This window comes from Spiroplasma endosymbiont of Sarcophaga carnaria, from assembly GCF_964019595.1.
In the GTDB taxonomy this organism is placed as follows: domain Bacteria; phylum Bacillota_I; class Bacilli_A; order Mycoplasmatales; family Mycoplasmataceae; genus Spiroplasma; species Spiroplasma poulsonii.
In genome coordinates, this window is sequence record NZ_OZ026456.1 from 1924100 (window position 1) to 1937527 (window position 13428).

At 25.6% G+C, this 13428-nt stretch carries 15 protein-coding genes and 3 pseudogenes; 11 read left to right on the top strand and 7 right to left on the bottom strand.

The window, feature by feature from the left end:
- Window positions 1-3: 3 nt before the first annotated feature.
- Both infC and AACK91_RS11075 read right to left on the bottom strand, forming a co-directional pair.
- The gene (infC, locus tag AACK91_RS11070) at window positions 4-534 is read right to left on the bottom strand and encodes a translation initiation factor IF-3 (protein WP_338963326.1); all 531 of its coding nucleotides are present in this window, start codon (window positions 532-534) and stop codon (window positions 4-6) included.
- A gap of 245 nt (window positions 535-779) precedes the next feature.
- Window positions 780-2009 carry a hypothetical protein gene (locus tag AACK91_RS11075; RefSeq protein ID WP_338963328.1) on the bottom strand — a complete coding sequence of 410 codons (1230 nt, stop codon included), beginning with the start codon at window positions 2007-2009 and terminating at the stop codon, window positions 780-782.
- A 501-nt stretch (window positions 2010-2510) separates the two neighbouring features.
- Between AACK91_RS11075 and AACK91_RS11080 the strand changes: the two genes are divergently transcribed.
- The 6 genes and pseudogenes from AACK91_RS11080 to AACK91_RS11105 form a co-directional block, all read left to right on the top strand.
- Window positions 2511-2957: a DUF3627 domain-containing protein gene (locus tag AACK91_RS11080; protein WP_338963330.1), complete on the top strand. Its 447-nt coding sequence runs from the start codon at window positions 2511-2513 to the stop codon at window positions 2955-2957.
- A gap of 138 nt (window positions 2958-3095) precedes the next feature.
- Window positions 3096-3299, top strand: a complete 204-nt coding sequence (locus AACK91_RS11085) for a DUF2649 family protein (RefSeq protein ID WP_338963332.1) — start codon at window positions 3096-3098, stop codon at window positions 3297-3299.
- A pseudogene (locus AACK91_RS11090) lies at window positions 3235-4247 on the top strand (hypothetical protein). Before AACK91_RS11085 ends, AACK91_RS11090 begins: the two are co-directional and overlap by 65 nt.
- Window positions 4240-4641 carry a hypothetical protein gene (locus AACK91_RS11095; protein ID WP_338963334.1) on the top strand — a complete coding sequence of 134 codons (402 nt, stop codon included), beginning with the start codon at window positions 4240-4242 and terminating at the stop codon, window positions 4639-4641. The pseudogene AACK91_RS11090 and the gene AACK91_RS11095 overlap by 8 nt, the downstream one beginning before the upstream one ends.
- On the top strand, window positions 4641-4877 hold the full coding sequence (locus AACK91_RS11100) for a hypothetical protein (RefSeq protein WP_004027876.1): 237 nt from the start codon (window positions 4641-4643) through the stop codon (window positions 4875-4877). The genes AACK91_RS11095 and AACK91_RS11100 overlap by 1 nt, the downstream gene beginning before the upstream one ends.
- A 16-nt stretch (window positions 4878-4893) precedes the next feature.
- Window positions 4894-5479 (top strand): annotated as a pseudogene (locus AACK91_RS11105) (spiroplasma phage ORF1-like family protein); the annotation flags it as partial.
- Window positions 5480-5671: 192 nt separating this feature from the next.
- On the opposite strand, the pseudogene AACK91_RS11110 reads toward AACK91_RS11105, so the two are convergent.
- A pseudogene (locus tag AACK91_RS11110) lies at window positions 5672-7123 on the bottom strand (spiroplasma phage ORF1-like family protein); the annotation flags it as partial.
- Window positions 7124-7477: 354 nt separating this feature from the next.
- On the opposite strand from AACK91_RS11110, the gene AACK91_RS11120 reads away from it, so the two are divergent.
- The 5 genes from AACK91_RS11120 to AACK91_RS11140 all read left to right on the top strand — a co-directional run bounded on the left by AACK91_RS11120 (window position 7478) and on the right by AACK91_RS11140 (window position 11722).
- On the top strand, window positions 7478-7738 hold the full coding sequence (locus tag AACK91_RS11120; protein WP_338963340.1) for a hypothetical protein: 261 nt from the start codon (window positions 7478-7480) through the stop codon (window positions 7736-7738).
- A gap of 103 nt (window positions 7739-7841) precedes the next feature.
- A complete protein-coding gene (locus AACK91_RS11125; RefSeq protein WP_338963342.1) occupies window positions 7842-9356 on the top strand; it encodes an Mbov_0401 family ICE element transposase-like protein in 1515 nt (504 codons plus the stop codon).
- A 277-nt stretch (window positions 9357-9633) separates the two neighbouring features.
- A complete protein-coding gene (locus AACK91_RS11130) occupies window positions 9634-10377 on the top strand; it encodes a hypothetical protein (protein WP_338963343.1) in 744 nt (247 codons plus the stop codon).
- A gap of 400 nt (window positions 10378-10777) precedes the next feature.
- Window positions 10778-10948, top strand: a complete 171-nt coding sequence (locus AACK91_RS11135; protein ID WP_338963345.1) for a lipoprotein — start codon at window positions 10778-10780, stop codon at window positions 10946-10948.
- Between the two features lie 141 nt (window positions 10949-11089).
- Complete coding sequence (locus AACK91_RS11140; protein ID WP_338963347.1) at window positions 11090-11722, top strand: hypothetical protein; 633 nt, start codon at window positions 11090-11092, stop codon at window positions 11720-11722.
- A 27-nt stretch (window positions 11723-11749) separates the two neighbouring features.
- Here the strand turns inward: AACK91_RS11140 and AACK91_RS11145 are convergent, their stop codons facing one another.
- The 4 genes from AACK91_RS11145 to AACK91_RS11160 all read right to left on the bottom strand — a co-directional run bounded on the left by AACK91_RS11145 (window position 11750) and on the right by AACK91_RS11160 (window position 13421).
- Window positions 11750-12076: a S1 RNA-binding domain-containing protein gene (locus tag AACK91_RS11145; protein ID WP_338963349.1), complete on the bottom strand. Its 327-nt coding sequence runs from the start codon at window positions 12074-12076 to the stop codon at window positions 11750-11752.
- A gap of 208 nt (window positions 12077-12284) precedes the next feature.
- The gene (locus AACK91_RS11150; RefSeq protein ID WP_338963351.1) at window positions 12285-12743 is read right to left on the bottom strand and encodes a hypothetical protein; all 459 of its coding nucleotides are present in this window, start codon (window positions 12741-12743) and stop codon (window positions 12285-12287) included.
- Window positions 12744-12770: 27 nt separating this feature from the next.
- A complete protein-coding gene (locus AACK91_RS11155) occupies window positions 12771-13052 on the bottom strand; it encodes a hypothetical protein (RefSeq protein WP_338963353.1) in 282 nt (93 codons plus the stop codon).
- 90 nt (window positions 13053-13142) lie between these two features.
- Window positions 13143-13421 carry a hypothetical protein gene (locus AACK91_RS11160; RefSeq protein ID WP_338963356.1) on the bottom strand — a complete coding sequence of 93 codons (279 nt, stop codon included), beginning with the start codon at window positions 13419-13421 and terminating at the stop codon, window positions 13143-13145.
- Window positions 13422-13428 lie beyond the last annotated feature (7 nt).

The following is a 13428-nucleotide window of genomic DNA, read 5'->3' on the forward strand; positions in this document are numbered from 1 at the left end:
TAATTATTTTTTTGGCACAACATACATATCTAAAAACAAACCATTTAATTGGGGTTCTTTTTCCACTTTTGCAAATTCTTCAATACGACTAAAGAAGTTATCTAATGTTTTTTTTCCAAATTCGGGGCGCGCAACTTCACGACCACGAAACTTTAATGAAATCTTAACACGATTACCATCCTTTAAAAATTCACGTACTTTTTTTGTTTTAAATTCTAAATCATGATCACCAATTCCAGTACGTAATCGTATCTCTTTATTTTCAGTTATATGTTGATTTTTCTTATTTTCTTTTTCTTTCTTTTTTTGCTCATATTTATATTTTCCATAATCAACTAGCTTTGCTACTGGTGGATCTGAAACTGTTGATACTAGTAATAAATCAAAGCCTTTTTCTTCCGCAAAACAAATTGCTTCATTACGTCCTAATGGTCCAATTTTATTACCATCATCCATAATAATTAAAACTTCTCGTGCTCTAATATCATAATTCACTTGATCAATATTCTTATTGTTTTTAGTAGGTTGACTCATCCAATCCCTCCATTGTAATTAATTAAAAAAAAACGCTCAAAAGTAGCGCTTTAATTAACAAGAATTATTTATTAAACGATTAATAATTAATCGTTACAAATCTAATTTAATCTTGTAAAACCTATTAACCACACTAAAGGGCACGGGTGAACATTAGCTACTTTAACATTTTCCAAGGATAATTATATGTTTTTTATATAATTTAGTCAAGATAATTATTATTTTTATTATCAAAATAATTAGATTTATCCATTATTTACTCTGTAAATTGCTATTTTTCAAATATTAGTTTTATTAGTAAGGGCATATAAAAAACCATCGGGTCCAACAACCAATGCAGATATTTTCTTAGGAAAACTAACAAGCATAGCGTGACCAAATCCTCCGTGTATAAACCACTTATAAACCGTATTACCACTAACAACATAGATAGCACCATCCAACCCAGTAGCAAGCACCTTGTGATCAAGTGCAATATTTGATAGACCCCTAGAGAATAAAGTCTTCTTACTCTTCATATCTAGACCTATAATTCAAACCTTTTGTGGAGTATCGGGGGGTGATGGGACAAGAATAACATTAGCATAAGAGTCAACAACGAATGCCAATATTGTATAACTCGGAGACAAATAAGTAAATATAGTACGACCGCCACCCTTCATATCCTCCTGATAAATTGTATTACCACTAGCAACATAGACAACACCATCCGGTCCAAAAGCAAACGCATACACCCCCTTATCAAAACTAATAAATTGTTTATGATTTTGTAAAGTAACTTGAATTAAATTACTATATCCCGTAATTAATTTACTTGTTGATTGTGCTGTAATAACAATTCAAATATCAACCCTATTGCTAGTTAAATTAACGGGTTGATATCGTTCCTCATTTTCATTACGATAAATATAATAACTATAATCAACATTTAACTGTACTTTGTCATTAATTCTTTTAACCGCTTGTGGAATAACAGAATCATAAACATTTCTAATATCACTTTCTACTACACGACTAGGCTTTGGCACGGCCAATAATTCTGGACCATCTAATGTTTTAATTTCAGCAATACTTAATTTTTTTTCACCTAACATTGGCAATGTTACTGCCAAATAATTTGTATTATTTACTAGAAACTTATTATTAGGTGTTGCTGAAATCATTACTCAAATTTTAACTGTAATTGTTGCTAAATTAACCGGTTGAAAAACAGCATCCTTATTATCAGAAAAAAGGTGATAATCATAATCAAGAAAAGTTGCTCCGCGTGAATAACTAATAACTTCTTGAAGAATTAAATATTTTAAACTATCTTTAATTTCACTTTCTTCAACTTGATAAACATTTTTTGTATTAATCATTGCTGGACTGTTAATTTTTGTAATTTGATTTAAATTAAAAATAACTGGTTGTGTTCTTTGATGCAAATATAAATATAATTGTCATCCACCAATTCCAATCCCAACAAAAAACAATAATAAAACAACACACTACATTTGACAATAATAAAGCAATTATATTTATGATTGGAAACCGTTTAGCAAATTTCTTTATTTTTGATACTGTAGAACAACGAAATAAAGCATTAGAATTTATTGATAAATTTCTCTCAAATAATAGTAAACATATTACACTATTGGATTTGGATAAGTGGTGTGATTAATTATGTTAGGAATTTGAATATTTTTTATTAAGCGTAAATGTCAAATTTGTCATTCTATTTTGAATAGAAAATTTATTGGTAGTTTATATTTTAAGTTAGCAGTGTAATAGAAAGCGAGTTGATTTGAGTAATGTATCAGAAACCAAATTATAATAAAAGTCCAAATCTGTTTAATATTATTAAAGTAATCAATATTGAGTGATTTATAAATTTTAATGGTTTTCAATCTTTTCGCAAAATAATTGAAAGTAAATGATTTGCAAGTATTGATACTAGAAAAAATGAGTTATATGTGTGAAAGTAAGGTGTTTTTATGAGTTTTTATAAGAAGAATATTAATTTAGAAAATTATTTTATTCGAAGAGAATTTATATTTTTTCAAACTGATAAAGCTTCATTTATAAATTTGCCTAATCACAATAAACATATTGGTTTTTGATTAAGTAATAAGTTTGTTTACTTTAGTGAAAAACATTCTGATCAAGTAGCTATTAGTTTGATTTATGATAATTCTTATCCTATTTTGAAATATGATGAAAATTTGAAACAACATGATTGAAAATTTTTAACTGGAGCAGAACTAATCAATTTGTATAATCAATATAAACAAAACTATTTTACGCGTATGCATAAAACATTATTTCAAAATGAACCTAAAAAAGTAAAAACAAATAACAATAATAATTTAATAAATTGAAATGATGAAAAAGTAGAACAATTAATTCGCGATTTAGAAGAATTAGATAATGAGTTTATATAATTATTGAGTTCAATTTGTTAGTTATATTATTGGCTCAAATGCACCTGAATTTTTATATGTTATATCGTTTGTGTTATTTATCATTTTATTTTTTGGTATGTTTTTTAAAATCATTCAAAAAATGTGAAGCTTTTAAAAATGCAAAATGATTGAGAAAAATTAAAAGAGTTTTTTATTCATGTATTTTTGTTTATTGACAAATCTAACGTTGAAAGTATTACAACTTGGAATTTGACTCAAAATGAATATTTAACTCTTATGATTGTTGTTTTAAATAATGAAAAAGTTTATATTTTTCTTAAAAAATTATTGTTATATCAGTGGCTCGATGCTTTTGTTTAGTTTAATTGATTTATTACTTTGAATAATTTCATTAAATTATACTGGTTTAGTATTCTGATTATTATTTGCTTTGCAGTGTGTTTATTTTGTTTGATGATTATGGAAAAATATTTTTTATCAGTTAAATGCTTTTCGTTTAGTAAATTTTGTTTGAGATAATCCGTTATCGGTAATTATTGGTAAGTTAGGAACTGGTAAAACATTACTTTTAACTTATTTGTCAGAAACAATGAAATTATTAACGGATAAAATTTATAGTAACTATCCATTAGAAGATGACAAAGTTAAAGTTCTAACGTTTAAAAATTTAGATTTTACAGATATAACAAAACCAGTTCCCCCAGATGATAGTGTTATTTTATTTGATGAAAGTTATTTATATATTGATGGAACTAGTCCCCACGATGAGAAAAAAGTTCATAGTGGTAAAATTCCGTGAATTGTATTAGCAAGACATTTTGGTAATCGTGCTTTATTTACAGCTCAACGCGAAGGTATGCTTTGAAACAATATTCGGAAATTAGCAAGTGGTATTATTATTCCAATTTCACTGAAAAAACCTACTGCTAAAAAGGATTAAATTTTTTTAATCGTTTCTTTATTATGCGAATTGGTATTTTCCAAGATATTACTGATTATGAAATTTGAAAAACAAAATCAGTAGAACTAACAGCCGAAGGTAAACGAGCAAAACATAAGTCGGATGTTGGATTAGGAATTCGGTTTTTTAAAATAATTATTCCATTAGAAATCGCTCAAAAGTATGAAAGTAAATGATTATCATTTGTTCGTGATTTAAAAAATGATGATGTTCCAGTTACTAAAGAATACTATTGAACTCAACTTAAAGATTTAACAATAAAAGAACGTTTAGATTTATTAGATATTGATATTTTGAAAAAGAATTTAAAACCTAAAAAAGAAAAAGGAAGTGGTAAAGATGATTAATTTATTAACTGAAAATAATAGTAATTGAGATAAGATTTTTAGTTTTATTTTTGATATATTTTTATTTATTTTTGATGTGATTTGAAATACTAAATTACCAATGACAAATACAACGATTGCTTATTTTATAATCTTTTTTATGGTTATTAAATTATCAATTTATGCAATACATGGTACTTCTACACAATATAATGAGTTAGGTTCAACTGTTCAAAATAGTACATCACAAATATATTCAACAACAGCTCGTGGAGTATCAGATACTAAGCAAGGTATACAAAAACATATTAAAGAGCGTAAACAGTTTAAAATTAATCGTGATAAACAACAATTATCAAGTTTAGCAAAACAAGCAAAATCAAGAGAACAAGGATATAGAATAGTGAATAAATAATGATTAGATTAGTTTTATTAGTTGCTGCAATTGCTATTTTTGGTACTGGTTTTATAACAGTTATTATAAATCAATTAACATCAGCAAAAAATATTATTATGGACTTATATAATTCAGATACCTGGTTACTTTCGTTGTTTGGAAAAATGGCAATCTTATTTTCTCACCCATTAATGTTAACAATTTCAAGTTTATATATTGTTGGGTTTATTGTTTCAAAAACATTGTATAGTTAGGGGTTGAATTATAAATATGAAAAAATCATTATCTTTATTTGCCATATCTATTTTAGGTATTTTAGGTTTAATTATTCCATTTATTACTTTAACGGCATTTAAACCTTCGAACCAACAAACTTATAACATTGAACAGCAAGCAACAGGAATAAATGAAACAGACTTTATTAATACAATGTTTTTACGTAGTAGTTTTTTTGAAAATTGGTCAGAAACAAATTACTTTATTAATCCAAATTTAAAAACTTCACAATCATTAACTTATAATGATAAATGATACTTAGATTTTTTAAAAGATAGTTATTCTACCGGAATTTCATTTGATAAGCCTAGTGATGAGTTTATGGATTTATATAAAAATTGAGATATTTATGCTAAACAATATAATATTTATAAGTTCTATGATGTTGATAAAAAACAATTTTTAAAAGAATTAACTAATTTTTCTTATTCTTTTGCAAAGTATTTTAATACAGTTGAAATTATAAACAAATTAGAAAAAAGTGTTGATAATTTGCAACAAGTTAATTTAAAGTTTCAAGATTGAGAAAAAATTAATAATAAATATATTCCGAGAGATAACGGATGATATATTGTGATTTATCAACAATTTGATATATGACAAATAGATAAAATTGATAGTACAAAACAATGGGGTACTGAGGGAGCAATGGGAAAATCATTAGATATTCTTTATCATTGAACAAAAACAAATGAACCTGAAACACCAGAAATAGATTCTAAAACAGTTAAAATTACTGATTGAAAAGAACAAAAGGACTAATAAGTCCTTTTTATATTAATCGAACAAATTTCATAAAGATAATTAATAAAAATATATTTGTTATTGTACTATATAATGCTGGACTAAATTTTCATACCTCAAATGTTCGATTAAAAAAACTATATATTGTTTGAAATATTTTACCAACACCGCTTGCTAATTCATTTACTTGTTTAACACCGGGAATATTATTTACAACTCAAATTGCGGCATTTTTTATATGACACGCTAAATTATATCAACTACAACTTTCATATTGGGCTTGTCATCATTGCCCATCAGGGAATAATCCACCGTTGTTTATTTCTTGTCAGTTGTAAATCCCAAAATTAAAATCATAATAACGGTACATATCATTTTCTTTTTGGGCTTGTAATTCAAAAACATTATAACCAATTTTTTGTTCTTCAATTTTTTTATATTTTAAACCATATTTATCTTTTAAAACACCTTCAAAAATATAACCTTCATTTTGATTAATATTATAATTATTTGCAACTGAAAAATCATAATTAAATACATTACCATAATTTGTATTATAAAACCGATTTTTAAATGCTGAATACAATTTAATATCTAATTGCTTGTATTTATCAGAAAAATAAAAATATCGTGGGTAAATTTTAAAACCATTATTTGCTAATAAACCATATTTTTTATTATATCCTTGCACATAAGTATTATTTTCTAAATCAAAAATGGTGCGTAAATAATCTTTATAAAAGTTTTGCGAAACCGTGAACATACTATTTAATAGTTTTTCAAATTGATTTTTATTAGTATTAGTTTCATCAATTAAAACATCTCTAAAATTAATCAATTTTAAACCAAAAAAATTAATTAAAACAGTGTTGTATTGTAAATTATCAATATATCCACTTTCAATAAAATTACTGCGATTTTAAAATACAGGTACCAAAGCATGCGCAAAAAAAGCTTTTAAAAATTTATTAATATCAATTTGACCTTTCATCTGTTCAAAAACAATTTTACCAGTATTGGGAGTATTACCTTGATTATAATTATATGTTTCAGCACTAAAATTAAAAGTATCTTCTTTTTCTTTCATAAAAGTAAACAAAAAACCTAAATCATCAGTATACCGATAACTATTTGCATTATTACCATCCCAATATTGTTTAAAATGTGTTAATTATAAACTACCAGCAATAATATTTTTCTTTTCATCAATTGTTAAAATCATTCGATAAATTGATTTTTTAGTTAAAATTGTACCGGTATCAGACTTATCTAAATTATTGATAATTTCAAAATCAAAAATTATTCTTTCACTGCCCAAATTCGGATCATCATAGTTTGGATTTCCACCTTGCTGAATTCGGATATTTTCTTGTACAATAACATCAATATATTTAAGCAAAAAAGTACGAACATTTTCTTAATATTCATCATATCATTTAAACTTACCTGTTTTAGAATTTATTTCTGGTGTTTCAGGTTCATTTGTTTTTGTTCAATGATAAAGAATATCTAATGATTTTCCCATTGCTCCCTCAGTACCCCATTGTTTTGTACTATCAATTTTATCTATTCGTAATATATCAAATTGTTGATAAATCACAATATATCATCCGTTATCTCTCGGAATATATTTATTATTAACTATTTTTCAACTACTATTTTCTGGTGGTAGTTCTGGTTCCGGCTTCGGCTCTGTTATGATGAATGAATTAGAATACAACAATTTTTTAATGATTCAGTTAATTTTTATAAGAATGATAAAGAAGTCAAATCTGGTGAATATTACTTATCAGATTTTAAGTTAACACCTGATCAAGATATCTTATGCCAACTGTTGGCTGAATTAAATGCAGCAATTATTCCGTTTACGATTTATGAAGATAATGGAATTATTACAAGTATTGAATTTAAAATAGTAGATAATGATAAACATTATGTTACATTTTATTTTAATAATGAAGGCAAATTAAAGTCTAATATTGAAAAAGAACTTCGGTTAGATGAAGTAAAACTAACTAAAAAGTGAAAAGATTTTTATGTTAGTAAATGATTTACATTAATGACAAGAAGTGAAGTCTTACATATCTATGATTAGAACTGGAACCTGAAATCCAGTTTTTCTTTTCTCATGGTATAATATATGTAAAGAATCGTATCAATTATTAAAAACTAATCAAAATCAGAATGAGGCATACAAAATGAGTGATATTAATTTTAATGATTTTTTACTGTCAGAAAATAGCAGTTTTAATATGGTAACTAAGCAAATTGACGATCTAGCTAAAATTAAAGATGCTTTTAGTAAGCGAATGTGCAATGAAATAAAATGTTACTATGAAGAATGAGATCAAAAACTGCGGGATAAATATTCGGGTGGATATAACAAGTATAAACTTTATGGCAAAAGAAAAATAACAACAATTACAGAATGAGGACACGTTACTTATCAACGAACATTATTTAAACATTATGATCCAAATAAATTGAACGAGGATGGTAAACATGGTAGTAATCGATTCGTTTTTTTGTTAGACGCTGAAATGGGGCGAAAACCATATCAGCGAATTCATTTTGACTTGTATATAAAAGTTCTTAAGGAATTGGATTCTGGGAAACGTTACCAAGACATCATTGATAAATATAAAGATTCAAAAATTACTCCGATGACTGTTTCAAATATTTTTCGGAGCGTTGATTTGGCGGAAATTAATGAAAACTTTAAACATACTGTCCTTCATAATAAAATAAAGTCCGACAATAAATACATTTATTTGGGATTAGATGATACTTTTACTAAAATTTTTAAAAAATATAAAAAGATTGATAAGAATATGGTTCGTTTGGCATATTTACATACTGGAATTGATTGACAAAAATCTAGTAAGAAACGACATTTTTTACAAAATAAGCGATTATTAACAGTGATGTCAAAAAATGTAAATCTTAAAATGAAAGAATATCGTCAATTATTAAAGGAATTTATTAACAATAATTATGACCTAACAGATAAACAATTAATAGTAATGGGTGGTGGCGCTGAATGGATTAAAAAAATAGCAGAATATTTTAAATCAGACTATATCTTAGATGAGTTTCATTTAATGACTAAAGTTCGTCGTTGCTTTAATTTTCGTCGATTAAGTAATGAATCAAAAAAAGTGCTAACAATAGAAGAAAAACAGAAAAAAGCAATTTATCAAGATTTATCTGCTTTTATTCGAAAAGGAGAAATTGATTATATCTTAGATTATTTAAAACCATTTTTAACAAAAGAAATGCAAGAAGTATATCCATTTTTAAAAGACAAAAAAGACAAAGTTAAAAAATTAATTCAATATGTGACTACAAATACTAATGGTATTAGAAATTATAAGAATGAGTATTATATTGGGTGTCAAACTGAATCACAAATTTCCCATAATGTTAAAGCATTAAAATCCTACGGGGCAAAAGCATATAGTGAGATTGTCTTTCGTAATATGTTATCGATGCGAATGGCAAAGGTTAATCAATGGGATCCAATTCAACTCATTATTAAAGAACATATTGATGAAGTTAAAGAAGCAACAGAATATTATCGTCAAAATATGTGATTGCATCCCACAAATGAAAATTATGATTATGAACCAAAACAAGGTTCAGTTCCAATCTTAAAATCAAAAGATAGAGGAATTACAAAATTGATACGAAAAATCCTTACTTCAAAAAACTAATTAGATAATAATTTAAAGCAAATTTTGATAATTTGCATTTTTGCTGTTGCAGATTATAAATATTCATAGTTTAATTAGAGTAACTTAAAAAGACAAAGTCTTGTTAATGCTTTTTGGTATAAAAGCATTAAATTTATGTCTATTGAACAAACACTTACTTTATTCCAACCATCTAAAACTTTATCGGTTAACAGATGGTTTTATTCCTAAGTTTATGGTATAATTCATTAGTAAGTTAAATTAAATAGATGGGTTATCTTTATAGGGGAGTAGTCATATGAAAAAAGATATGATAATTTTATCAGCTGAAGAGTTCTTGGACTTAGAACCTGATGAAAACATTCGCAAGGTCCGTCATGATGCAGAATATCAATTTGATTATGAAAGTTGAAAAACAGTTCTTTATTCATCGGGAAAATTAAAATTTATTCTTCGTTATGTTCAAGCAATTTTTCGTTGAATGAATGATGTAATTGATTTGTCAGGTCTAACAATTAGTATTAGTGCCATTATTGTTGATAAATTTAATTTTTCATTATTTAAAAATCAACAACATTTATTTAATTGTAGTTTATTAACTAACTTTTATTTAATTTCGGAATCAGAGTGAGCTGAAAGAATTACTGAAGTACATGCTTCAAATTATAATTTAGTTAAAAACCAATTAGTACATGATCCATTAGAAATGGATCATTGAGTTGGTGAAGAAGGTTTTGGAAAGTTCATTAATATGTTATTAATGTTGATTCGTAATTCGGAAAAAATTGATCCATTAACATTGCCAATTCAATGAATTATTGAATTTAAATATAATAATCTAACAATGTCACGAATGAGAATGCAGATTTCATCATTACAAAATCGAACTGCACCAGAAAATGATTTCATTGTTGACCGCACTAAAGAAACTGTTGAAGAAAAAAATCTTGATCGCGAAAGTGAAGCAGCATTAGAAGGAACTAAAAAAGAAGATAGTGATGATATTGCTTCATGAAATAAATATTATAAAGAAGATGCTTAATAATTAAAACAGGTTTAAGTTTATTATAACTTAAACCTGTTTTTTGTTTTTCTAGATTGTAAATGCAAGCAAGATAAAATACAATATAATGGGAAAAAGAATTAAAGATGCTGAGACAATTAAATGATGATTAAACTAAATTAAGTTTTTCAAGGTTAAATTAAAATATTGTTCTAAAAAAAATAATTTTTTGTATGTTTTATCAAATAATTTGCAAATTATTTGATAAAACATATTTATTGAATTCTTTTTATATATATTTTTCTTTTTGTTAGAATTAAAAACATAGATTATAGAACAATCTAATTATTGATTTTTTATAATTTTTGTTTTAAATACATTATATTGAAAAATATTTCACACGTACTATATAAATTATTTAGAAAGGAAAATAACATATATGAAAAAACTATTAAATATTTTAAGTGTAGTAACTTTAACTGGTGTAGGGACAAGCGGTGTTACCGCTTGTAAAGATAATGTTATTGATAAGAAGGATAAAAATAACGAAGAAAATAAAAATGAGGAAGAAAAGGCAGTAAAAAATTTTAATGGTATTTCTTTAGCTTAAGATGAAATTGATGAAGGTTTCTGACAATACATTGCTGTTAATAATAGGAGTATTTATTATTATGAAAATACTATGTAATACATTAGTAACTAAATTAATGTAGAAAATTTCTATTATGCTTATAAACGAATAATCAGCGATGTGATTGGTCGAGAAATAAGATATGATGTTACTGATTTTGAAATGAGTAAAATTTTAACAGCGGATAAAGTAACTATTGCAACTAAAGAAGATTTCCATACAGGAGGAACTTTTTTTGCCAAAATTAATGGTATTGGTCGTTTAACAGGAACCGTTCCTGTTGGATTTAAACTTGAAAAACTGCAAAAAATTCAACTTGATGTTTCTGAAATAGAAATAGCACTTAATCAAACAAGTAATTTTAATATGACCTTTCATTATTATAGTAAACAGGACATAAATCAAAAATTAGATGTAAAATTAATTAAACAAAAATGAAATTATTATTTAAATAATGAAGAATGAATTGCTAATATTTTAAAAAGTTCAATTAGTCCTGAATGAGCCATTGATTCTAATTTAGTCATTGGCAGAATTTTAACAGCAGATAAAGTAACTACTGCAACTAAAGACGATTTACAAGAAGGAAAAATCTTTTTTGTTGAATTTAATGGAAGAGAACCCTTAAAAGAAGGGACAATGTTAATTAAGTTTGAAATGAAATTTTATGAAGAACCACCTTATCTCACAAAAGACATGAAGTATTCTTATTTAATTATTAATAGAGAAGAAATTAATAACAAAAAAAGTTAGTTATTGAAACATATATTAACTTTTATATTATTGTAAACTGTCTGTTTTATCTTGTTTTTTATTTAAGTTTTGGAATGCTGTTTTTATTTCCTGAATTTCTTTATCATCATTTTTTAATAATTCAGGGTGACAATTTTTATAACTTAATTTAAGATGTTTTCTAACTGTATTAAAATCAAGCACCTCAACTTCAATTTCATCACCAATATCAAAAAAATCTTTAATATCTTTAACAAAATAATCTGAAACTTCACTAATATGGATTAAACCATCAGCCTTTCCTGCTCTACAAAAAGCACCATAGGGAGTAATATTTGTTATTTTTACAATAATTTTGTTATTTTTATCATACATAATATTTTTTTCTCCTTTACTAAACCTCTAATTATATTATTAAAGTGCTGAAAATAATTTGTTAAACACAAAAATAATTAATAGATTTTATTATTTTTATTATATACATTAACTAATTAATGAACAAATATTTTTTTAAAATGTTGTCTTGATGTAAAATTCCCTAAACAAGGTCGTATTGTTGTATTTAATATATATAAAACATTTTTTAATCTACTACGAATATTAATCAAAGGTTCATTTGGCCCAAATTATCGCCTTTAATACCAGGTAAAATAATGGCATTATAGCCAATTCAAACATCATAACCAATAACTGTATTTCCTTTTTGTGGGGTATTTTCCCGAAGCGTTGTAATTAAATTTTGATCATCAGTTAAAAATGCTAATGGATAACTTAAAAAATTCTGGTAATTATGATTAGCACCATTCATTAGAAATTTAACATTTTTAGCAATTGAACAAAACTTCCCAATAATAATTTGATCATTTAAATATGGAAAATGATATAAAATGTTTTTATTTTGAAATTCAATTGCTTCTTGTTCTTGATCACAATGATAATAAGTATAATCACCAATTTCAATATTTGGATTAGTAATATAATTTTTAATTAAATAGAAACCACTAATTTTAGGGTTTTTCTTACTGGTTGGTGGAATTATCATAGCTTTCTTACTAATTATCCTTGTTCCTTACCTTTGTGTTTCATCTAAAATTCGTTGATCTGCTTGAATATATTTTGTTTGTGCCTGTAAAACATACTTTAATTCCTCTAATTTTTGACCAGTTAATAAAATATCTTTGCGATATTTTTTATTAATTTCTTTAATTAACTTAACTGTTGAACTTTCAACTTGCAAGTTAGGTAATGCATCAAGAGAAATTTGCTCTTTAATATCATATTTACTAATAATTCCTCGTAACCCAACCCCAATTAATCGAATTGGTTCACCTGTTCAAAATTGGTCAAACAATCTAAATAGCGGTTGAATAAATCTCATCTAGCAGATTAGTATAGTTTTGGATTCTTTGCTGCTTGGTAAAACGTTTTCGATTACTATTTTTTAAAGTAACATAAACAACATACCAACCATTGTTCTTTTTTGTGCACGTTGACTTACATGCTTTGCTAATAAATAAATTTTATTTTTAATTTCTTCAAAGTTAACCAAATAATATTCTACCGTTGTTTCATTGCCAATTTGTTTTAACTGATTATGCTCCAATAATAATTCATCACTTCCCCCACCCTTTGCTCGTTCTACAAACCTACTTGCCGGTTTACCCAAGATTGTCTCTAATAAGGCAAAATCAGGAAACTCTGCTAAATCTTTAATTGTCATAATTCCA